19 protein-coding genes and 1 pseudogene are annotated in these 18,101 nt (G+C 63.8%); 6 read left to right on the top strand and 14 right to left on the bottom strand.

Going from position 1 to position 18,101, the window contains the following annotated elements; genetic code table 11:
• Positions 1 to 150: 150 nt before the first annotated feature.
• Positions 151 to 2,193, top strand: coding sequence for an EAL domain-containing response regulator (locus AC1DKY_RS05775; RefSeq protein WP_441604321.1), 2,043 nt, complete (start codon positions 151 to 153; stop codon positions 2,191 to 2,193).
• Positions 2,194 to 2,858: 665 nt separating this feature from the next.
• On the opposite strand, the gene rplS is transcribed toward AC1DKY_RS05775, so the two are convergent.
• From rplS to ffh, 5 genes are all read right to left on the bottom strand, one after another.
• Complete coding sequence (gene rplS, locus AC1DKY_RS05770) at positions 2,859 to 3,251, bottom strand: 50S ribosomal protein L19 (RefSeq protein ID WP_204635229.1); 393 nt, start codon at positions 3,249 to 3,251, stop codon at positions 2,859 to 2,861.
• Between the two features lie 27 nt (positions 3,252 to 3,278).
• Positions 3,279 to 4,046, bottom strand: a complete 768-nt coding sequence (gene trmD, locus AC1DKY_RS05765) for a tRNA (guanosine(37)-N1)-methyltransferase TrmD (RefSeq protein WP_426271161.1) — start codon at positions 4,044 to 4,046, stop codon at positions 3,279 to 3,281.
• 33 nt (positions 4,047 to 4,079) lie between these two features.
• Positions 4,080 to 4,595 (bottom strand): ribosome maturation factor RimM, encoded by a 516-nt coding sequence (gene rimM, locus AC1DKY_RS05760; protein WP_441604322.1) that lies wholly within the window; start codon positions 4,593 to 4,595, stop codon positions 4,080 to 4,082.
• 2 nt (positions 4,596 to 4,597) lie between these two features.
• Complete coding sequence (gene rpsP / locus AC1DKY_RS05755) at positions 4,598 to 4,852, bottom strand: 30S ribosomal protein S16 (protein ID WP_109125566.1); 255 nt, start codon at positions 4,850 to 4,852, stop codon at positions 4,598 to 4,600.
• Between the two features lie 142 nt (positions 4,853 to 4,994).
• Positions 4,995 to 6,377, bottom strand: coding sequence for a signal recognition particle protein (ffh, locus tag AC1DKY_RS05750; protein WP_441604323.1), 1,383 nt, complete (start codon positions 6,375 to 6,377; stop codon positions 4,995 to 4,997).
• 172 nt (positions 6,378 to 6,549) lie between these two features.
• Here ffh and AC1DKY_RS05745 point away from each other — a divergent pair, with 172 nt between their 5' ends.
• From AC1DKY_RS05745 to AC1DKY_RS05735, 3 genes and pseudogenes are all read left to right on the top strand, one after another.
• A complete protein-coding gene (locus AC1DKY_RS05745; RefSeq protein WP_441604324.1) occupies positions 6,550 to 7,368 on the top strand; it encodes a cytochrome C assembly family protein in 819 nt (272 codons plus the stop codon).
• Positions 7,369 to 7,378: 10 nt separating this feature from the next.
• A complete protein-coding gene (purU, locus tag AC1DKY_RS05740; RefSeq protein WP_441604325.1) occupies positions 7,379 to 8,239 on the top strand; it encodes a formyltetrahydrofolate deformylase in 861 nt (286 codons plus the stop codon).
• A 26-nt stretch (positions 8,240 to 8,265) separates the two neighbouring features.
• Positions 8,266 to 8,691, top strand: a pseudogene (locus tag AC1DKY_RS05735) (glutathione S-transferase family protein); the annotation flags it as partial.
• Between the two features lie 145 nt (positions 8,692 to 8,836).
• Here the strand turns inward: AC1DKY_RS05735 and radA are convergent.
• The 9 genes from radA to AC1DKY_RS05690 all read right to left on the bottom strand — a co-directional run bounded on the left by radA (position 8,837) and on the right by AC1DKY_RS05690 (position 15,624).
• The gene (gene radA / locus AC1DKY_RS05730) at positions 8,837 to 10,219 is read right to left on the bottom strand and encodes a DNA repair protein RadA (RefSeq protein ID WP_477178058.1); all 1,383 of its coding nucleotides are present in this window, start codon (positions 10,217 to 10,219) and stop codon (positions 8,837 to 8,839) included.
• 105 nt (positions 10,220 to 10,324) lie between these two features.
• Positions 10,325 to 11,413, bottom strand: coding sequence for an alanine racemase (alr, locus tag AC1DKY_RS05725; protein ID WP_441604327.1), 1,089 nt, complete (start codon positions 11,411 to 11,413; stop codon positions 10,325 to 10,327).
• A gap of 210 nt (positions 11,414 to 11,623) precedes the next feature.
• A complete protein-coding gene (locus tag AC1DKY_RS05720) occupies positions 11,624 to 11,839 on the bottom strand; it encodes a hypothetical protein (RefSeq protein WP_441604328.1) in 216 nt (71 codons plus the stop codon).
• Positions 11,840 to 11,849: 10 nt separating this feature from the next.
• On the bottom strand, positions 11,850 to 12,002 hold the full coding sequence (locus AC1DKY_RS05715) for a DUF3309 family protein (RefSeq protein WP_121878546.1): 153 nt from the start codon (positions 12,000 to 12,002) through the stop codon (positions 11,850 to 11,852).
• 149 nt (positions 12,003 to 12,151) lie between these two features.
• Complete coding sequence (locus AC1DKY_RS05710; protein WP_441604329.1) at positions 12,152 to 13,579, bottom strand: replicative DNA helicase; 1,428 nt, start codon at positions 13,577 to 13,579, stop codon at positions 12,152 to 12,154.
• Positions 13,580 to 13,775: 196 nt separating this feature from the next.
• Positions 13,776 to 14,225: a 50S ribosomal protein L9 gene (rplI, locus tag AC1DKY_RS05705; RefSeq protein WP_441604330.1), complete on the bottom strand. Its 450-nt coding sequence runs from the start codon at positions 14,223 to 14,225 to the stop codon at positions 13,776 to 13,778.
• Between the two features lie 220 nt (positions 14,226 to 14,445).
• Complete coding sequence (rpsR, locus tag AC1DKY_RS05700) at positions 14,446 to 14,676, bottom strand: 30S ribosomal protein S18 (protein ID WP_017462785.1); 231 nt, start codon at positions 14,674 to 14,676, stop codon at positions 14,446 to 14,448.
• A gap of 14 nt (positions 14,677 to 14,690) precedes the next feature.
• Positions 14,691 to 15,128 (bottom strand): 30S ribosomal protein S6, encoded by a 438-nt coding sequence (gene rpsF / locus AC1DKY_RS05695; protein WP_046972958.1) that lies wholly within the window; start codon positions 15,126 to 15,128, stop codon positions 14,691 to 14,693.
• A 169-nt stretch (positions 15,129 to 15,297) separates the two neighbouring features.
• On the bottom strand, positions 15,298 to 15,624 hold the full coding sequence (locus AC1DKY_RS05690; RefSeq protein WP_441604331.1) for a HesB/IscA family protein: 327 nt from the start codon (positions 15,622 to 15,624) through the stop codon (positions 15,298 to 15,300).
• 134 nt (positions 15,625 to 15,758) lie between these two features.
• Here AC1DKY_RS05690 and asnS point away from each other — a divergent pair, with 134 nt between their 5' ends.
• Both asnS and AC1DKY_RS05680 read left to right on the top strand, forming a co-directional pair.
• Positions 15,759 to 17,174: an asparagine--tRNA ligase gene (gene asnS / locus AC1DKY_RS05685; protein ID WP_441604332.1), complete on the top strand. Its 1,416-nt coding sequence runs from the start codon at positions 15,759 to 15,761 to the stop codon at positions 17,172 to 17,174.
• A gap of 8 nt (positions 17,175 to 17,182) precedes the next feature.
• Positions 17,183 to 18,064, top strand: a complete 882-nt coding sequence (locus AC1DKY_RS05680; protein WP_441604333.1) for a MalM family protein — start codon at positions 17,183 to 17,185, stop codon at positions 18,062 to 18,064.
• Positions 18,065 to 18,101: the final 37 nt, after the last annotated feature.

The following is an 18,101-nucleotide window of genomic DNA, read 5'->3' as shown; positions in this document are numbered from 1 at the left end:
GAAGGCCGGCACAGTTGTGGGCCGCGTCACTCCCGGAACAATTCCGCTGGCAGTGACCGGAAGAATCCGTTACAACCACGGATGGCACGCGCCCTGCTGACACGGCAGGTATCAGCAGCAGCGGCGAACAACGGATAGCTCGACGAGCCCATGAAAACCGACCAGGTCATAAAGATACTTTTCATCGAAAAGTCAGTCGAAGACGCGGAACAGATCATCAGCCTGCTGCGCAACAGCGGCATCGCGGTTCGACCGGCACGCGCCACCAGCACCGAGCAGATCACCGCCGCCCTGGACGAGCTGGGCCCTGACATCGTCTTGTTCGACCCATCGGTGGGCACGCTGGAGCTGCGCGAGGTGTCGCGCATGCTCGATGCCCACGGCCGCGACCTCTCGCTGATCGCACTGGTCGGCCAAGTGGACAACGCCACCATCACCGAGCTGTTCGTCAACGGCGCCCGCAGCGTCGCGCTGCGTCCGCAGCCCAAGCAGCTGATGGCGGTGATCCAGCGCGAATTCGATGCGCTCAATGCGCGCCGCCAGCTGCGCCGCCTGGAAACCGCGCTGCGCGAATCCGAGCGCCGCTGCGATGCGCTGCTCGATTCGTCCACCGACGCCATCGCCTATGTGCACGAAGGCATGCACGTGCGCGCCAACCAGGCCTATCTGGACACCTTCGGCTATACCGAGTTCGATGACCTGCTCGGCCTGCCCGTGCTGGACATGATCAGCCCGAACGACGCCGACGAATTCAAGAACACCCTCAAGGGCCTGTCCAAGGGCGAGAAGGTCAACGGCGCCATCGAGCTGCAGGCGCGCCGCGCCGACGCCACCAGCTTCAAGGCGAGCGTGGAATTTGCGCACGCCATCTTCGAAGGCGAGCCCTGCCTGCAAGTGGTATTCCGCCGCCATATGGTGGACGCCAACGTCATCGAACAGCTGCAGCGCGATCCGGTCACCGGCCTGTTCAACCGCTCGCGCATGCTCGAATGCATCGACGAAGCGGTGGCCGCGGCCACCCAGGGCACCAAGGGCCAGTCGCTGCTGCTGATCGAGCCTGACAACTGGCAGAGCATCGTGGCAGGCGTCGGCCTGTCCAAGGCCGACGAGCTGCTGGCCGCCTTTGCCAATCGCGTGGAAGGCCAGCTCACCGCCCAGGACACCGCCGGCCTGTTGGCGGAACACACGGTCGGCGTGCTGCTGCATACCCGCAACGACGAAGGCATCAAGCAGTGGATTGCCGGCCTGCAGCAGGCCATCGCCGGGGGCATCTTCGACCTGGGCTCGCGCTCCATCACCATCACCGCCAGCATCGGCGGCAGCCTGCTGGGCGAGCGCAACGCCAATACCGAACTGCTGCTCAACCAGGCCAGCCAGGCCCTGCGCAACGCGCAGAGCCAGGGCGGCAATCGCAGCGACCTGCATGATCCGGCGGCCCGCGAAAAGGCCGACGAAGAGCGCGAGCGCTACTGGCTGGGCGTGATCGACCAGGCGCTTATTCAGAACGAATTCGTGCTGTACCACCAGCAGACGATCAGCCTGCAGGATGCCGAAGGCGAGTTCTCCGAAATCCTGCTGCGCCTCAATGGCCCGCAGGGCGAGGTACTCCCCGGCTTCTTCATGCCGATCGCCGAAAAACACAACCTCACCCCGGCGATCGATCGCTGGGTGCTGAACCAGGCGATCGAACATCTGCGCGCCCGCGATCGCATGGGCCAGCCGACGACGTTCTTCGTCAAGCTCACCTCCGGCTCGCTGGAAGACAAGGCGCTGCTTCCCTGGCTGGGCGAACGCCTCAAGCAGGCCGCGCTCAAGCATGGCCAGCTCGTGCTGGAAATGACCGAGAGCAAGGTGGTGACCGCCCTGCGCCCGGCGCAGGAATTCATCCAGGCCTGGCAGAAGTTGGGCGGCCAGTTCGCGCTCGAGCAGTTCGGCTCAGGCCTCAACTCGTTCCAGCTGCTCAACCACATCAATGCCGACTATCTGAAGATCGACCGCAGCTACATGGCCGACCTGCCGCAACAGCAGGAAAGCCAGAAAAAGGTGGCCGACATCTGCCGCCAGGCACGCGAGCTGAAAAAACAGACCATCGCCGAATGGGTGGAAGACGCCGCCAGCACCTCGCTGCTGTTCGCCTGCGGCGTGGACTTCGTGCAGGGCAACTTCCTGCAGGAACCCCAGCGGTTGGCTTGAGGGGACTCAGTCCCAGGGCGGCCTTTCAAAAAAGCTCGCCTGATGAAGTCACTCCGCGAGCACCCGCCCCTCACCACCGTAAAGGTGGCAATGCCCCAGCCCTCTCCCCCGAGGGAGAGGGGAAAAAACTGTGGGAGCGCACCCTGTGCGCGACAAACCTACGGAGCGATACATCCCAGCGTGCCTGTCGCGCACAGGGTGCGCTCCCACAGGTAAATCGCAAGGGTGACCTCGACGCGCTGACCAAAGCGACGCGTAGCGAGCCCCGCTTTAAGTCCTCAGCGATTCGGGCGCGTTGCGCAGCGCTTTGAACTACCCGCTGTGTACCCTCGGAGGTTGTCCCATGACGACGCGCCTCGAGCGTTCTGGTTTATCCCAACACGATGCTGCGGGCGTTATCAGGCCATTTTCTTTGGGTTACTTTTCTTTTGGGCCAGCAAAAGAAAAGTGACTCGGTCGGCGGCAGCCGATCGAAACGCCCGCCGCGTAGGCGGCACGCTGGCGGAGAGGCGACGACCAAACACCGAGGCTCTGGATCCCGGCCTGCGCCGGGATGACGAGCAGAAATCAGGTCTCTTCGGACGGCGGGCCAAAAAAGCCCAAACAAAAACCCCGCGGATCGCTCCGCGGGGTTTCGTCGAATCGAATCGAAAGAGGCGCCCGAATTACTCGGCAGCAGCCTTCTTCTTCGCAGCCTTGGCGGCCGACACAGCAGCCACGTCTTCCTTGATGCGGGCAGCCTTGCCTTCCAGGTTGCGCAGGTAGTACAGCTTGGCGCCACGCACCTTGCCCTTGCGCTTCACTTCCAGCGAGTCGATGGCCGGGCTGTGCGCCTGGAACACGCGCTCCACGCCCGTGCCGTGCGAGATCTTGCGCACGGTGAAGGCCGAATGCAGGCCGCGGCTGCGCTTGGCGATGACAACACCCTCGAACGCCTGAACGCGCTCGCGGTTGCCTTCCTTCACCTTCACGTTGACCACCACGGTGTCACCAGGGCCGAATTCCGGCAGCTGGCGGGTGATCTGCTCGGCTTCGAACTGTTCGATGATCTTGTTCATGGCAACACCTGTCTAATTTCTGCGCCCTTAATGGGCCGTATCGTCGTGCCGCGTCTGCTGAGCATGCTCGCGGCGGAATTCGTCCAACAGCGCTCGGGATTGTGCATCCAGCGCGCGCTGCGCCAAAAGATCGGGACGCCGCAACCAGGTCCGTCCCAGCGATTGCTTCAGGCGCCAGCGACGAATGGCCGCGTGGTCGCCGGAGAGCAATACGTCCGGCACGTCTCCCAGTGCGTCATGCACCGGCTTTGCATAGTGCGGGCAATCCAGCAGTCCGTCCGAAAACGAATCCTGCTGCGCCGACTGCGCGTCATTCAACGCACCGTCCTGCAAGCGGCCCACGGCATCGATGATCACCGCGGCGCCAAGCTCACCGCCGGACAGCACATAATCGCCGATAGAAAGCTCTTCGTCGACCTCGTGCGCCAGCAGACGCTCGTCCACACCTTCGTAACGCCCGCAGAGCAAGGCGATGCGCGGCAACTTGGCCAGCGCTTCCACCCTACCCTGCGTCAACCTCGCGCCCTGCGGGCTGAGGTAGATCACATGCACCGGTTCCGGTGCGGCCTCGCGCACTGCCTTCAAGGCATCGCGCAAAGGCTGAATCAGCATCACCATGCCGGGCCCGCCGCCACAGGTGCGGCCGTCCACGGTGCGGTAATTGTCGGTGGCGAAATCGCGCGGGTTCCAGGTTTCCACCTGTAGCAGCTCACGCTGCTGGGCCCGCCCCACCACGCCAACGGCAGCACACTGACGCATGAAGTCGGGAAACAACGTGACGACATCGATGCGCATGATCCTCAACCCTTGATGCAGCGCGTGGCGCGCTCAGAATTCAGGATCCCAGTCCACCACCATGCGCCCGTCGGACAAGTCCACCGAACGCACATAAGATCCCTGGATGAAAGGCACCAGCCGCTCGCGCGTACCGTCCTTCACTACCACGACGTCGTTGGCGCCGGTTGCGAACAAATGACTCACTCGCCCCAGTGCCACGCCTTCCGTGGTGACGACCTCGAGACCTTCGAGATCGACCCAGTAATACTCATCCTTGCCAGGAGGTGGCAGCAGCTCGCGGGAGACATAAATGTCCTGCCCGACCAACGCTGCCGCCGTATCCCGGTCGTCCACTCCGGGCAGCTGGGCTACCAGCCCTTTGCCCTGCGGACGACCCTTCACTCCTGCGATCTCCGTTTCCGCACCCGGCGCCGAACTCAGCAGCCAAGGTTGGTAAGTGAAGATCTTCGTGCGGGGCTCAGTCCAGGATTCGATCTTGAGCCAGCCCTGCACGCCGTACAGCCCGACGATGCGTCCCACCAGGACGCGCCGACCGGCTGCCGTCATACTCAGGCAGCCTGCTGCTTGCCGGCTTCCTTGACGAGGGCGGCGACCTTGTCGGTCAGCTGCGCACCCTTGCCCACCCACTCCTGCACGCGGGCAACGTTCAGCTCAAGGCGCTTGTCCTTGCCCGAAGCAACGGGGTTGTAGAAACCGACGTTCTCAATGCTGCGGCCGTCGCGCTTGTTGCGCTGATCGGTGACAACGATGTGGTAGAACGGACGGCCCTTGGCGCCGCCGCGCGAAAGACGAATCTTGACCATAAGTAAAAGCTCCAGAGTTGCCGGGATGCCGGCAGCACGCACTCAGCGGTGCGCGGTGAACGCGGCATTTTAATGAATTTTGAGGAAAAAGGAAGAGCTGGCAGGCAAATTCGGCCAGATTGACTGGCCGGACCGTTCAGTCTCAGCGCATCGGGGGCAAACCACCGCCCATGCCGCCCATGCCCTTCATGGCGCCACGCATCTGGCGCAACAGGCCCTTGCTGCCGCCCTTGGACAGCTTGGACATCATTTTTTCCATCTGCATGTACTGCTTGAGCAGACGGTTGACGTCGGCCGGCTGCGTGCCCGAGCCGCGCGCCACGCGGGCACGGCGCGAACCATTCAACAGATCCGGATGACGGCGTTCTTTCTTGGTCATCGACTGGATGATCGCGACCATGCGCTTGATCTCGCCGTCGTTGACCTTGGATTTGACGCTATCGGGCAGGCCCGATACGCCCGGCAGCTTGTCCATCAGGCCGGCCAGGCCGCCCATATTGGACATCTGCTCGAGCTGGTCGCGCATGTCGTTGAGATCGAAGCGCTTGCCCTTGATCACCTTCTCGGCGAGCTTCTGCGCCTTTTCCTGGTCGACCTTGCGCTCCACTTCCTCGACCAGCGACAGCACGTCGCCCATGCCCAGGATGCGCTGCGCGACGCGGTCGGGATGGAACGGTTCCAGCGCATCGGTCTTCTCGCCCGCGCCAAGGAACTTGATCGGACGACCGGTGACATAGCGTACCGAGAGGGCCGCACCGCCACGGGCGTCACCGTCGGTCTTGGTGAGCACCACGCCGGTGAGCGGCAGCGCCTCGGCAAACGCCTTGGCGGTGGTGGCCGCGTCCTGGCCGGTCATGGAGTCGACCACGAACAGCGTCTCGACCGGCGTGATCGCGGCGTGCAACGCCTTGATCTCGGCCATCATCGCCTCGTCCACATGCAGGCGGCCGGCGGTGTCGACCAGCAGCACGTCGACCACTTCGCGGCGGGCCGCAGCGATGGCGGCCTTGGCAATATCAACGGGATTCTGGCCGGCCTCGGACGGGAAGAACTTCACGCCGACCTGCTCGGCCAGCGTGCGCAGCTGCTCGATGGCGGCCGGACGATAGACGTCGCAGCTCACCACCATCACCTTCTTCTTTTTGCGCTCGGTGAGGAAACGCGCGAGCTTGGCCACCGTGGTGGTCTTACCCGCACCCTGCAGGCCCGCCATCAGCACGACGGCCGGCGGCTGCTGGGCAAGATTGAGCTCTGCATTGGCAGTGCCCATCACTGCCGTCAGCTCGTCGCTGACCACCTTCACCAGCGCCTGGCCCGGCGACAGGCTCTTCATCACTTCCTGGCCGACGGCACGCACCTTCACGCGCTCGATCAAGGCCTGCACCACCGGCAGGGCGACGTCGGCCTCCAGCAACGCAATGCGCACTTCACGCATCGACTCGCGGATGTTTTCCTCGGTCAGGCGGCCACGGCCGCGCAAGCGGTTGACGGTGGTGGAGAGGCGTTGGCTGAGGGACTCGAACATGGTCAGGCCGGTGGGCGGAAAAGGTCGATTATAGCGGGATGGCAACCGCTGGTGCGGGCGTGGGGCGGGCCCGTTCAAATTGGGACGAGGGATGGCCGATCGCACGTCCCCAAACCATGCGGACGGCGCCCCGTCACAACGACGTGCCCCCTCTACCCACCCCCAAGGCCCCATGCCACACTCGCCCGCTATGGCCGCCACCGTCCTTTTTGCCCTGCTCGCCATCGTGCTCTACCTCACCGCAGCGACGGCTTTGGCCCGGCCGCTGCTCGGAGGTGGGCAACCATTGAACCGCTCCGCGCTGCTGCTGGCTGGCAGTGCCGTGCTGCTCCACGCCGGCACCCTGCTGGGCGCCCATCGCGGCGCGCTCGACCTGCATTTCTTTTCCGCGCTGTCGCTGGTCGCCTGCGTGGTCTCGGCCTTCACCCTGGTGGTGAATATCTGGCGACCGGTGGCCGCGCTCGGCGTGATCGTATTTCCGCTCACCGCCTTGCTGCTGGGGCTGGACATCTTTGCCGCTCCTGTCACGGCGCCGCTGCCGCTGGAATGGCAGATCAAGCTGCATGTCACGGTGGCGCTGCTGGCTTTCAGCGTGCTGTCCATCGCCGCGGCGCTGGCCATCCTGCTCGCCGTGCAGGAGCGCGCGCTGCGCCATCGCCAGGTGGGCACCTGGATGCGCGCGCTGCCACCGCTGACGCTGACCGAGACGCTGCTGTTCCGGCTGATCGGCGCCGGTTTCCTGCTGCTCACGCTCACCTTGCTCACCGGCATCCTGTTCGTGGACAACCTGTTCGGCCAGCACTTGATCCACAAGACGGTGCTGTCGATCATCGCGTGGCTGGTGTTCGGCACCCTGCTCATCGGCCGCTGGCGGCATGGCTGGCGCGGCCGTAGCGCGGTCAATCTCACCCTGGTGGGCATGGGTGTGCTGCTGCTTGCCTTCTTCGGCACCAAGGCGGTGCTGGAACTGATTCTTCATCGGACGCCATGAAGCGCATGCCATGATCATTCCCGGCCAGTTCGTCCTGACACTCTCCTGTCCTGACCGTGCTGGCATCGTGGCGGCAGTGTCGAACCATCTGGCCGCAAACGGCGGCAACATCATCGAAGCACAGCAATTCGGCGATGCCGAGACGGGCCGCTTCTTCATGCGCCTGGTGTTCGAAGACGCCGAACGCGACCTCGACGCGCTGAAGCCGGGTTTCGAGGGATTCGCCCAGCAACTGGGCATGCAATGGATGCTGCGCAATCGTGCGCAACGTCGGCGCGTGTTGCTGCTGGTGTCCAAGTTCGACCACTGCCTGGCCGATATCCTCTATCGCTGGCGGATCGGCGAGCTACCGATGGATATCGCCGGCGTCATTGCCAACCATCCGCGCGAAACCTATCGCCATTTGGATCTCGACGGAATTCCTTTCCACTACCTGCCGGTGGACCGTGACAGCCGCGCCGACCAGGAAGGCGCACTGGCCGCACTGATCGAGCAATCGCAGGCGGATCTGGTGGTGCTCGCGCGCTACATGCAGATTTTGTCGCGCGAGCTGGTGCAAACACTCGCTGGCCGCTGCATCAACATCCATCACTCGTTCCTGCCCGGCTTCAAGGGCGCCCGTCCGTATCACCAGGCGTACCGCCGCGGCGTCAAGCTGATTGGCGCCACCGCGCATTTCGTCACGGCCGAGCTGGACGAAGGCCCGATCATCGAGCAGGACATCGAACGGGTCACCCACGCCGATACGCCGGAAGATCTCATTCGCATCGGCCGTGACATCGAGCGCCGCGTGCTCGCGCGCACGCTGCGGCTGTATCTGGACGACCGCGTCTTGCTCAACGGCAGCAAGACCGTCGTCTTTCATTCCTGACGGAGGTGTTCGTGGAACTGATCGGCATGCTCGATTCACCGTACGTGCGCCGCACTGCCATTTCGCTGCGGCTGCTGGGCATCCCCTTCACGCATCGCTCGATGTCGGTGTTCCGGCATTTCGATGAGTTCCAGCAGATCAATCCGCTGGTGAAAGCGCCCACGCTGGTGCTGGACGATGGCTGCATGCTTACCGAGTCGGGCCTGATCATCGACTGGGCCCAGGCGCAAAGCGATCGCGTCGCATTGATGCCGACGAATGCAGCCGACCGGCAACGCGCACTGCGCCTCACCGGTATCGCGCTCGCCGCCAGCGAAAAAGCCGTGCAGATCGTCTACGAGGACAAGCGCGATCCGGACAAACGCGACGAAGGCTGGATCAAGCGCGTCAAAGGGCAATTGCATGCGGCCCACGATTTGCTGGAACGCGAACTGAGTGGTGTCGACGGCTGGATCTTTGGAAGCGAACCAGGCCAGGCCGATGTGACCATCGCCGTTGCCTGGGGCTTCACGACAAGCCTACGAAGCGATACACCCAGGCGTGGCTGTCGCGCACAGGGTGCGCTCCCACAAAGTACGGCCGCTGCGGCTCGCGGGCTCAGCGGCAGGCGTCGATGGCTTCCGACAGGCGTTCCACTGGGACAATTTCCATGTCCCCGACTTTCGACTTCTTCGGCGCATTCGCCTTCGGCACGATGGCCTTCTGAAACCCATGATGCGCTGCTTCCTTCAAGCGCTCATCGCCATTGGGCACCGGCCGGATCTCTCCGGACAAACCCACCTCGCCGAACGCGACGGTCTTCTCCGGTAACGGTCGATCGCGCAGTGACGAGAGCACGGCCAGCAGCACCGGCAAATCGGCAGCGGTTTCCTGCACGCGGATGCCGCCGACCACGTTGACGAAGACGTCCTGATCATACGCCGCCACGCCGCCGTGGCGATGCAATACCGCCAGCAACATGGCGAGACGGTTTTGCTCCAGGCCCAGCGCAACGCGGCGCGGATTGCCCAGCGAGGACTGGTCCACCAGCGCCTGCACTTCGACCAGCAAGGGACGCGTGCCTTCGCGCGTCACCATCACAGCGCTGCCCGAGGTCGGGCCGCTGTGGGCAGAGAGGAAAATCGCCGACGGATTGGGTACTTCGCGCAAGCCTTTTTCCGACATCGCGAACACACCCAGCTCGTTCACCGCACCGAAGCGGTTCTTGAAGGCGCGCAGCACGCGGAAGCGGCTGCCGGATTCGCCTTCGAAATAAAGCACGGCATCCACCATGTGTTCGAGCACGCGAGGACCGGCGATGCCGCCCTCTTTCGTCACGTGTCCGACCAGGAATACCGATGTGCCGGTTTCCTTGGCGAAGCGCGTGAGCTTGGCCGCCGATTCGCGTACCTGGCTGACGGAACCGGGCGCCGCGGTGAGCAGTTCCGTCCAGATCGTCTGGATGGAGTCGATCACCAGCACGCGCGGGCGGGTGCTCAGGGCCTGTTCGATGATCCGCTCGATACAGGTTTCCGCCAGCGCATGCAGCGGCGCCAGCGGGAGATCGAGTCGCTGCGCACGAGAGGCGACCTGGCCGAGTGATTCCTCACCCGTCACGTAGACGCTGGGAATCCGCGCGCCCAGCGTCCCCAGCATCTGCAACAGCAAGGTCGATTTGCCGATGCCCGGATCGCCGCCGATCAGCACGACTGAACCATCCACCAGGCCACCGCCCAATACGCGGTCCAGCTCGCCAATGCCGGTGAGCGTGCGCATTTCCGCATCCAGCGCCACCGCCGTCAGCGGCGTCACCTTGGGCGAACCGGCCGCCGCGCCTGCGTAGCCGGTGGTGCTGCGCGCGGCGCCGGCGGATTTCACGGCAGGATGCACCACAATTTCGCTCAGCGTATTCCACACGCCGCAGTCCACGCACTGGCCCTGCCATTTGGAATGCTCCGCCCCGCAGTCGGTGCAGACATAGGCGGTCTTGGCTTTGGCCATGCTTGGATTCCTGATCGGAGGTGCGGGCGAATGACCCAGCTTAGCGGGCCGGCATCGCATACCGCGAGACATTCGGTCTGCGTGGATTGAGCGCCTTGCGCCCGCTCAGGCTTCGTCTTCCACGAACAACACGCGCTTGGTCATGCCGCAGGTGAGGTCATAGGAGATCGTGCCCGCTTGTGCGGCGATGATTTCCACCGGCAGCTCCGGACCCCACAGCGTCACGCGGTCGCCCACTTTGGCGTGCGGCGCGTCGCGCAGATCCAGGGTGATCAGGTCCATCGATACGCGACCGATCAAGGGCACCTGGCGATCGCCCACCCGCACCGGCGTACCGGCCACCGCACTGCGTGGATAACCGTCGCCGTATCCCACTGCGGCCACACCCACGGGCATGTCTTCGGGGCAGGTCCAGGTGCCGTTGTAGCCGATGTGCTCGCCTTTGCCGATGCGATTGATCGCGATCAGCCGCGTGCTCAGCGTCATGGCCGGACGGAAGCCGAAATCGGCGCCGGTTTTGCCATCCACGACGGAAAGGCCATAGAGCAGGCCGCCGGTACGCACCCAGTCGCCGCGCGCTTCGGTCCAGCCCAGCACTGCTGCGGAATTGGACAAGGAGCGCGGCCCGCTCAACCCGCGGGTGGCGTCATTGAAACGACGGATTTGCGCGGGCGTTTCGATGCCGTCGAACACTTCCGATTCGGCGAAGTGAGTCAGCAGGCCGATCTCCGGATCGATGCCGGGCATGGCGGCCAGCTGTGCGTGGACGAAGGCGACGGTTTCCGGCGCAAAGCCCAGGCGATGCATGCCGCTGTCCACTTTCAGCCAGACGCGCAGCGGACCACGCGATGGCGAAGCTTCCTTCAGCCAGCGCAATTGTTCTTCGTGATGGATCGCGGCATCGAGATTCAGGCGCTGCATCTCGGCGATGTCGCTGGCGTGATCCGGACCGGAGAGCACCACGATGCGCTGGCGATGTCCTGCCGCGCGAAGGCGCAAACCATCACCCAGGGCCGCTACCGCAAAGGCATCCGCCTCGCCATCGAGCGCACGCGCGACGCGCTCCAGGCCATGCCCGTACGCATCCGCCTTGACCACCGCCATGACCTTGGCCGGCGCGGACATCTGCTTGATGCGGGCGAGGTTGTGGCGCAAGGCGCCCAGATGGATGGTGGCGACGGTAGTGCGACTCATGCCTGGCTTTGCGCCCGACCGGGCACGGTGAGGAGTGGGAAAAGTTGGGCCGGAGGGCCTGGAGCAGGACTGGAAGCTTACCAGTCCTGTCCGGCCATCCGGCCCGATGCGCCCAACCTAGCCTGCCGGTCCGGCACTCCCGGGGCGCCCCCGTGGCAATCCCCGGGCAACGGCTACCCTCACCAGTAGCCACACCACCCAACATGGTGTTCAGTGATTGTCGCGCGACTGGCAACGCTCCACGGCGACACGACGTGCCTTGTCGTACTCGTGCTGGGTCATCGCACCGGATGCCAGCGCATCCTGCAGGTCGGTCATCTGCTTGCCGCAGGTCTCGTTGTTCTGCACTACGCGAGTGCTGCTGCCACAGCCGGCGAGTGCCAGCGATGCGGCGACGAGAAGCGCAGGAATGATGATTCGGTTCATGGCATCGCCCTCACAAGACGCCCAGGACCAGGAGCACGATCAGGATGATCACGATCAACCCCAGTCCGCCGCTCGGGCCATAACCCCATCCGCGGCTATACGGCCAGGTCGGCAGCGCGCCAAGCAGAAGCAACACGACGATGAGTAGGAGGATAAGCGACATGTGTTGTGCCTCGTCCGGGAAACCGGTGACGAGGTTGCACCGCAGGATGTGAATCCGGCACGGGATTCATGTGCACTGGATGCATATGCCGGGGACGGTACAGGTGCCGTTCCTTTAACGAAACGGGACCTGTACGTCGGACGAGGCGCTTATTCGAATGCGCCTACGAAAGAATCGGGCGCGTAATTCTCGAACTTGGTGTAGTGACCGAGGAAGGTCAGCTTCACCGTGTCGGTGGGGCCGTTACGCTGCTTGCCGATGATGATTTCGGCCAGTCCGCGGTCGGGCGATTCCTTGTTGTAGTACTCGTCGCGGTAGATGAACATGATCACGTCCGCGTCCTGCTCGATAGCGCCTGATTCGCGCAGGTCGGACATCATCGGACGCTTGTCGGCACGCTGTTCCAGCGAGCGGTTCAACTGCGACAGGGCAATCACCGGGCAATTGAGTTCCTTGGCGAGACCCTTGAGCGAGCGCGAGATTTCCGAGATCTCGGTCGCGCGGTTTTCCTTCATGCCCGGCACCTGCATCAGCTGCAGGTAGTCGATCACGATCAGTCCGAGGCCGCCGTGCTCGCGATGCAGTCGGCGCGAACGCGAACGCAGCTCGACCGGCGAGAGACCGGGCGTGTCATCGATGAAGATCTTCGCTTCGGACAGCAAGGCAATCGCATTGGTGACGCGCGGCCAGTCTTCCTCGGCCAGGTCGCCATTGCGCAGGTGCTGCGCGTGGATGCGGCCGACCGAGGAAATCATACGGAAGGCCAACTGCGAGGCCGACATTTCCATCGAGAAGATGGCCACGGCCTTCTTGCCGCGCATCGCCGCCGCTTCGGCGATATTCACCGAGAATGCCGTCTTGCCCATCGAAGGGCGCGCCGCGACGATGATCAAGTCGGACGGCTGCAAACCCGAGGTGAGTTCGTCCAGATCCGAAAAGCCGGTGGAGATGCCGGTGAGCTGGCCCTTGTTCTCGAAGCGTTCGGAGAGGATGCGGAAGGCGTCCTTCACGGCCTCGCGCATCGACACGGTGTCTTTCTTGCCGCGCGCACCGGACTCGGCGATCTTGAAGACGGCCTGCTCGGCGCGCTCCAGCACCTCCTGCACGCCCATGCCATCGGGCTGGTAGCCGTCCTCGGTGATGCCGGTGCCGGCGTCGATCAGCTGGCGCAACACCGACTTCTCGCGCACGATTTCCGCATAGGCGGCAATGTTCGCCGCACTCGGCGTGGTGTTGGCCAGTTCGATCAGGTAGGCGGCGCCACCGACCATGTCGGCCAGGCCGTTGGCCTCGAACCAGTCGCCCAGGGTCACCGCGTCGCACGGCATGCCCTTGCCCGCCAGCTCGGTGATGGCGCGCCAGATCAGGCGATGGTCCTTGCGGTAGAAATCCTGCTCGGCGAGGCGGTCGGCCACCTTGTCCAGCGAATCGGGCGACAGCATGAGGCCGCCCAGCACCGCTTGTTCCGCGTCGATCGAATTCGGCGGTACGCGCAGTGCATCGATGCTGGACAAAGGTTTGCGCTCGGAACGACCGCGGCGCTCGGGGCGGTCGGAACGATCGGAAACGAAGGACATCGAGATTCCTCGCAGCGGTTAGCTGCATTGCCGGCGGCGTGCTGGGTACAGAGCATACGCGGCGCCATCTCAGGCGACGAGACAATAACTCTGTGGATAAGCTGTGGTTCGTTGTGGATAAGCCGCTTACCAAACCCCGAAAAGCAGACGGGCGCCTTGAAGGCGCCCGTCTGGGACTTGCAAGCGACGGGGCGATTTACTTCTCGCCGACCACGATCACCTTGACCTGAGTCTGCACGTCGGCATGCAGAGCGATCACCACCTCGAACTCGCCGGTGTGGCGGATCGGGCCCTCGCCCTGGATCACTTCGCCCTTGTGCACGTCATGACCGGCGGCCGCGAGGGCCTCGGAGATTTCGCGCGGACCGACCGAGCCGTACAGCTTGCCTTCCGGACTGGCGTTGGCGGTGATGGTCACCGACACGCCTTCCAGCTTGGCCTTGCGGCCTTCGGCGCCGGACAGCTGCGAGGCAGCCTTGGCTTCGTACTCGGCGCGGCGCTTCTCGAAAGCTTCGAGGTTGGCGGCGTTGACCGGCACGGCCTTGCCCTGCGGCAGCAGGTAGTTACGGCCATAACCCGGCTTCACGCTGACCTTGTCGCCAAGGTTGCCGAGGTTGCGGACTTTTTCGAGAAGAATCAGTTCCATGGGTATTCCTTTTCGTTAGCACCGGTGTGGCCCGGCGCAGCCTGGACGGTTGTCCGAAGAGTCTTTCACTCCTTCTCCCCTGCGGGGAGAAGGCTGGGATGAGGGGCCAATCTTGCGGCATGGCTAAATCGAAGCGAGCTTCGTAGCAGCTATATCGCGAGCACCCGCCCCTCATATCAGTCCTCTCCCCGGAGGGGAGAGGAAGTTAAAAGCGCACGACTTAGACGTCGTGGTTATCCGTGTACGGCAGCAGAGCCAGGAAGCGGGCGCGCTTGATAGCGGTCGCCAGCTGACGCTGGTAGCGAGCCTTGGTGCCGGTGATGCGGCTGGGAACGATCTTGCCGTTCTCGGTCACGTACTGGCGCAGGGTGTTGAGATCCTTGTAGTCGATCTCTTTGACTTTTTCGGCCGTGAAGCGGCAGAACTTGCGGCGGCGGAAGAACTTAGACATGTCTTGGCTCCTGATCAGTCGTCGCTGTCGCGATCGTTGTCGCGGTCTTCGCGGTCACGGCGTGCCGGACGCTCGTCACCGTCGCTATCGTCATCGCGGCGACGCGAGGACTTGGCGTCATCCTTTTCCTTGGACTTCAGGATGAAGGACTGCTCGGTATCGGCTTCGTCACGGCGAACCACCAGGTGGCGCAGCACGGCGTCGTTGAAGCGGAAGCCCGACTCGAGCTCGTTCAGCGCGTTCTGGCTCACTTCGATGTTGAGCATGACGTAGTGAGCCTTGGCCAGGTTCACGATGGGATACGCCAGCTGACGGCGGCCCCAGTCTTCCAGGCGGTGGATCTTGCCGCCGTCGGTCTCGATCAGCGCCTTGTAGCGCTCGATCATCGCCGGAACCTGTTCGCTCTGGTCAGGGTGGACCAGAAACACGACTTCGTAATGTCGCAGGGACATCGTGTGGTAACTCCTTGTGGATGCGGCCCTTTCAGGCCTGGCAGCCTCCCGCACTATGCGGTGAGGCAAGGTTCCATCCATGCCTTGACGGCCTGGACAGAAGCGGAAGTGTAAGGGATTTCAGGGGTTTGGGGCAAGCAGATGACGATCTGCCTGCGCGCGCAGTGTCTCAGCCGACGGTGAAACTCTCGCCGCAACCGCATTCGCCGGTTGCGTTGGGGTTGTGAAAGACGAAGCTCGCGTTGAGGCCCTGGCGCTGGAAGTCGATTACGGTGCCGTCGATCAGGGGCATGCTCTTGCCGTCGACGATGAGCTTCACGCCGTCTACCTCGACCATCTCATCGCCCTCACCCACCACTTGAGCCAGGTCGACCACGTAACCGAAGCCGGAGCAGCCGGTCTTCTTCACGCCAAAGCGCACACCCGCGGCACTGGGCGTGCCGGCAAGGAAGGAGCGCATGCGTTCGCTGGCGGCGGGCGTGATGGTGATGGTCATGGGCGTTGCGACTACCGGAAGGGGAGATTGTCCGAAATCAGACGTTAAGGGTCGAACCTGAACGATCCGTAGATTATCATGCAAGGTTCGTCTTACGTGCCGATATGCCGGCACTCAGCAGGAGTTTCAATCCAATGACGGCGGTTAGCCCGATTCTATCGAGCGTGAAGCAGGCTCTTTCCGGCAGCATCGCTGCCGGCAGCACCGTGACCGTGCGCGGCTGGGTCCGCACCCGGCGCGATTCCAAAGCGGGCCTCTCGTTCGTCAATGTGAGCGACGGCTCCTGCTTCGACCCCATCCAGGCCGTGGTCACCAGCGAAGTGTCCAACTACGAGAGCGAGGTGAAGCACCTCACCGCCGGCGCGGGCGTGATCGTCACCGGCACCCTGGTCGCTTCGCAGGGCAAGGGCCAGAGCTTCGAGATCCAGGCGACGGACGTCATCGTCACCGGTTTCGTCGACGATCCGGAAACCTACCCGATCCAGCCCAAGCAGCACTCGATGGAATTCCTGCGCGAAGTGGCGCACCTGCGCCCGCGCACCAACCTGTTCGGCGCCGTGACCCGCGTGCGCCACACGATGATGACGGCGATCCACCGCTGGCTCACCGAGCAGGGCTTCTTCTGGATTAATACGCCGATCATCACCACCTCCGACGCGGAAGGTGCGGGCGACATGTTCCGCCTGTCCACGCTGGACCTGGCCAACCTGCCGCGCACGCCGGATGGCAAGATCGATTTCCGCAAGGATTTCTTCGGCCGCGAAGCGTTCCTGACCGTGTCCGGCCAGCTCAACGTCGAGGCTTACTGCCTGGCGATGAGCAAGGTGTACACCTTCGGCCCGACCTTCCGCGCCGAGAACTCCAACACGCCGCGCCACCTGGCCGAGTTCTGGATGGTGGAGCCGGAAATCGCCTTCGCCGACCTCAACGCCAACGCCGACTGCGCCGAGGGTTTCCTCAAGGCCATCTTCAAGGCCGTGCTGGATGAGCGTCAGGACGACATGGCGTTCTTCGCCGAGCGCGTGCAGCCCGATGCGATCAGCCGTCTGGAAGCCTTTATTGCCGAACCGTTCGAACGCATCGATTACACCGAGGCGGTGGAAATCCTGAAGAAGTCCGGGCAGAAATTCGAATTCCCGGTCGCCTGGGGCATCGACCTGCAGACCGAGCACGAGCGCTATCTCGCCGAGAAGCACGTCGGTCGCCCGGTGGTGGTGATGAACTACCCCGAGCAGATCAAGGCGTTCTACATGCGCCTCAACGACGACGGCAAGACCGTCGCCGCGATGGACGTGCTGGCCCCGGGCATCGGCGAGATCATCGGCGGTGCGCAGCGCGAAGAGCGCCTGGATTACCTTGACCGCCGCATGACGCAATTCGGTCTCGATCCGGCCACCTACGGCTGGTACCGTGATCTGCGCCGCTATGGCACGGTGCCGCACGCTGGCTTTGGCCTGGGCTTCGAGCGCCTGCTGGTATACGTGTGCGGCCTGTCCAATATCCGCGATGCCATTCCCTTCCCGCGTGCGGCGGGTACAGCCGAATTTTGAGATCCCTCATGCGTTATCGACTGATCACTGCCACCGCCCTGTTCGCGCTCACCGTGCTGGCGAGCGGCTGCCATAGCGTGAAAGCGCTGGTGCCGCCCAATCTGCGCCCGCCCGAAAATGGCAACGGCAGCCTGGATCAGGCGAAGCAAGCCCTGCAGCAGGCCACGCCCTGCTGCACGACCTTTGCCGACTTCTCCTACCAGGACGCCCTGCCCTGGCAGCCCAAGAAGTTCGCGCTGGGACCGGGCAGCATGGTGGCCAACCTCAATGGGGACCGCAGCTACTTCCTGAGTTTCAGCCTGCCGCGCGAATCGCAGCTGCCGTACCGCGTGGCGGTGAAGTCAGAATTGAACGGCCGCTGGCTGCGCGCCAGCTATCTGTTTGCGCCGACGCTGGTGGTGCTGGACGAAGCGTTCCAGCCGATCGACAGCAAGGACGTGAGCCTGTGCGAACACATGGGCTGGACGGACGCCACCACCGGCGCGTTCGGCAGCGTGGACATCACCGACAAGCGTGCGCGCTATCTGGTGCTGTACAGCTCGGCCAAGCAGCAATCGGGCAGCACCTACTGGGAGCAGTCGCCGGCAGCATTCTCGGCGGAGGCACCGGTGAAGATGGCGGCGGCCGGCACCTTCAAAGTGCCGCACGGGCCCGACGGCACCGTGTGGATCGGCATGATGGACAAGACTTACCAGGACGCCGTGAACAACGCGATCTGCGCCAAGCCCGAACAGGGCAACGGCGTGCTGAGCACGCTGCGCGAGGCACTTCCGCTGCCCGGCATCGGCAGCGACAGCAAGAAGTCCGAGGCGCCCAAGGCTCCTGCGACGTCGAGCGGCTCCAACAACACTGACGCTACGTCGGCAACCAATAACTCGACCAACGGCTGAGTTCGGGTCGGCCCACCATCACCCACCACGGACTCGG

The sequence above is a fragment of the Dyella sp. 01N448 genome, from assembly GCF_056399225.1.
Note: the sequence above shows the minus strand (reverse complement) of the source record. Positions and strands in the feature narration are given on the sequence as shown.

What these genes read in the sequence shown, in the direction of transcription:
- AC1DKY_RS05715 (WP_121878546.1), bottom strand. Translation starts at nt 12,002, where the DNA reads ATGTCGCTTATCCTCCTACTCATCGTCGTGTTGCTTCTGCTTGGCGCG.
- AC1DKY_RS05710 (WP_441604329.1), bottom strand. Translation starts at nt 13,579, where the DNA reads ATGTCCTTCGTTTCCGATCGTTCCGACCGCCCCGAGCGCCGCGGTCGT.
- rpsP (WP_109125566.1), bottom strand. Translation starts at nt 4,852, where the DNA reads ATGGTCAAGATTCGTCTTTCGCGCGGCGGCGCCAAGGGCCGTCCGTTC.
- rpsR (WP_017462785.1), bottom strand. Translation starts at nt 14,676, where the DNA reads ATGTCTAAGTTCTTCCGCCGCCGCAAGTTCTGCCGCTTCACGGCCGAA.
- alr (WP_441604327.1), bottom strand. Translation starts at nt 11,413, where the DNA reads ATGAGTCGCACTACCGTCGCCACCATCCATCTGGGCGCCTTGCGCCAC.
- ffh (WP_441604323.1), bottom strand. Translation starts at nt 6,377, where the DNA reads ATGTTCGAGTCCCTCAGCCAACGCCTCTCCACCACCGTCAACCGCTTG.
- AC1DKY_RS05775 (WP_441604321.1), top strand. Translation starts at nt 151, where the DNA reads ATGAAAACCGACCAGGTCATAAAGATACTTTTCATCGAAAAGTCAGTC.
- AC1DKY_RS05680 (WP_441604333.1), top strand. Translation starts at nt 17,183, where the DNA reads ATGCGTTATCGACTGATCACTGCCACCGCCCTGTTCGCGCTCACCGTG.
- AC1DKY_RS05745 (WP_441604324.1), top strand. Translation starts at nt 6,550, where the DNA reads ATGCCACACTCGCCCGCTATGGCCGCCACCGTCCTTTTTGCCCTGCTC.
- purU (WP_441604325.1), top strand. Translation starts at nt 7,379, where the DNA reads ATGATCATTCCCGGCCAGTTCGTCCTGACACTCTCCTGTCCTGACCGT.
- radA (WP_477178058.1), bottom strand. Translation starts at nt 10,219, where the DNA reads ATGGCCAAAGCCAAGACCGCCTATGTCTGCACCGACTGCGGGGCGGAG.
- rplS (WP_204635229.1), bottom strand. Translation starts at nt 3,251, where the DNA reads ATGAACAAGATCATCGAACAGTTCGAAGCCGAGCAGATCACCCGCCAG.
- AC1DKY_RS05690 (WP_441604331.1), bottom strand. Translation starts at nt 15,624, where the DNA reads ATGACCATCACCATCACGCCCGCCGCCAGCGAACGCATGCGCTCCTTC.
- asnS (WP_441604332.1), top strand. Translation starts at nt 15,759, where the DNA reads ATGACGGCGGTTAGCCCGATTCTATCGAGCGTGAAGCAGGCTCTTTCC.
- trmD (WP_426271161.1), bottom strand. Translation starts at nt 4,046, where the DNA reads ATGCGCATCGATGTCGTCACGTTGTTTCCCGACTTCATGCGTCAGTGT.
- rpsF (WP_046972958.1), bottom strand. Translation starts at nt 15,128, where the DNA reads ATGTCCCTGCGACATTACGAAGTCGTGTTTCTGGTCCACCCTGACCAG.
- rplI (WP_441604330.1), bottom strand. Translation starts at nt 14,225, where the DNA reads ATGGAACTGATTCTTCTCGAAAAAGTCCGCAACCTCGGCAACCTTGGC.
- AC1DKY_RS05720 (WP_441604328.1), bottom strand. Translation starts at nt 11,839, where the DNA reads ATGAACCGAATCATCATTCCTGCGCTTCTCGTCGCCGCATCGCTGGCA.
- rimM (WP_441604322.1), bottom strand. Translation starts at nt 4,595, where the DNA reads ATGACGGCAGCCGGTCGGCGCGTCCTGGTGGGACGCATCGTCGGGCTG.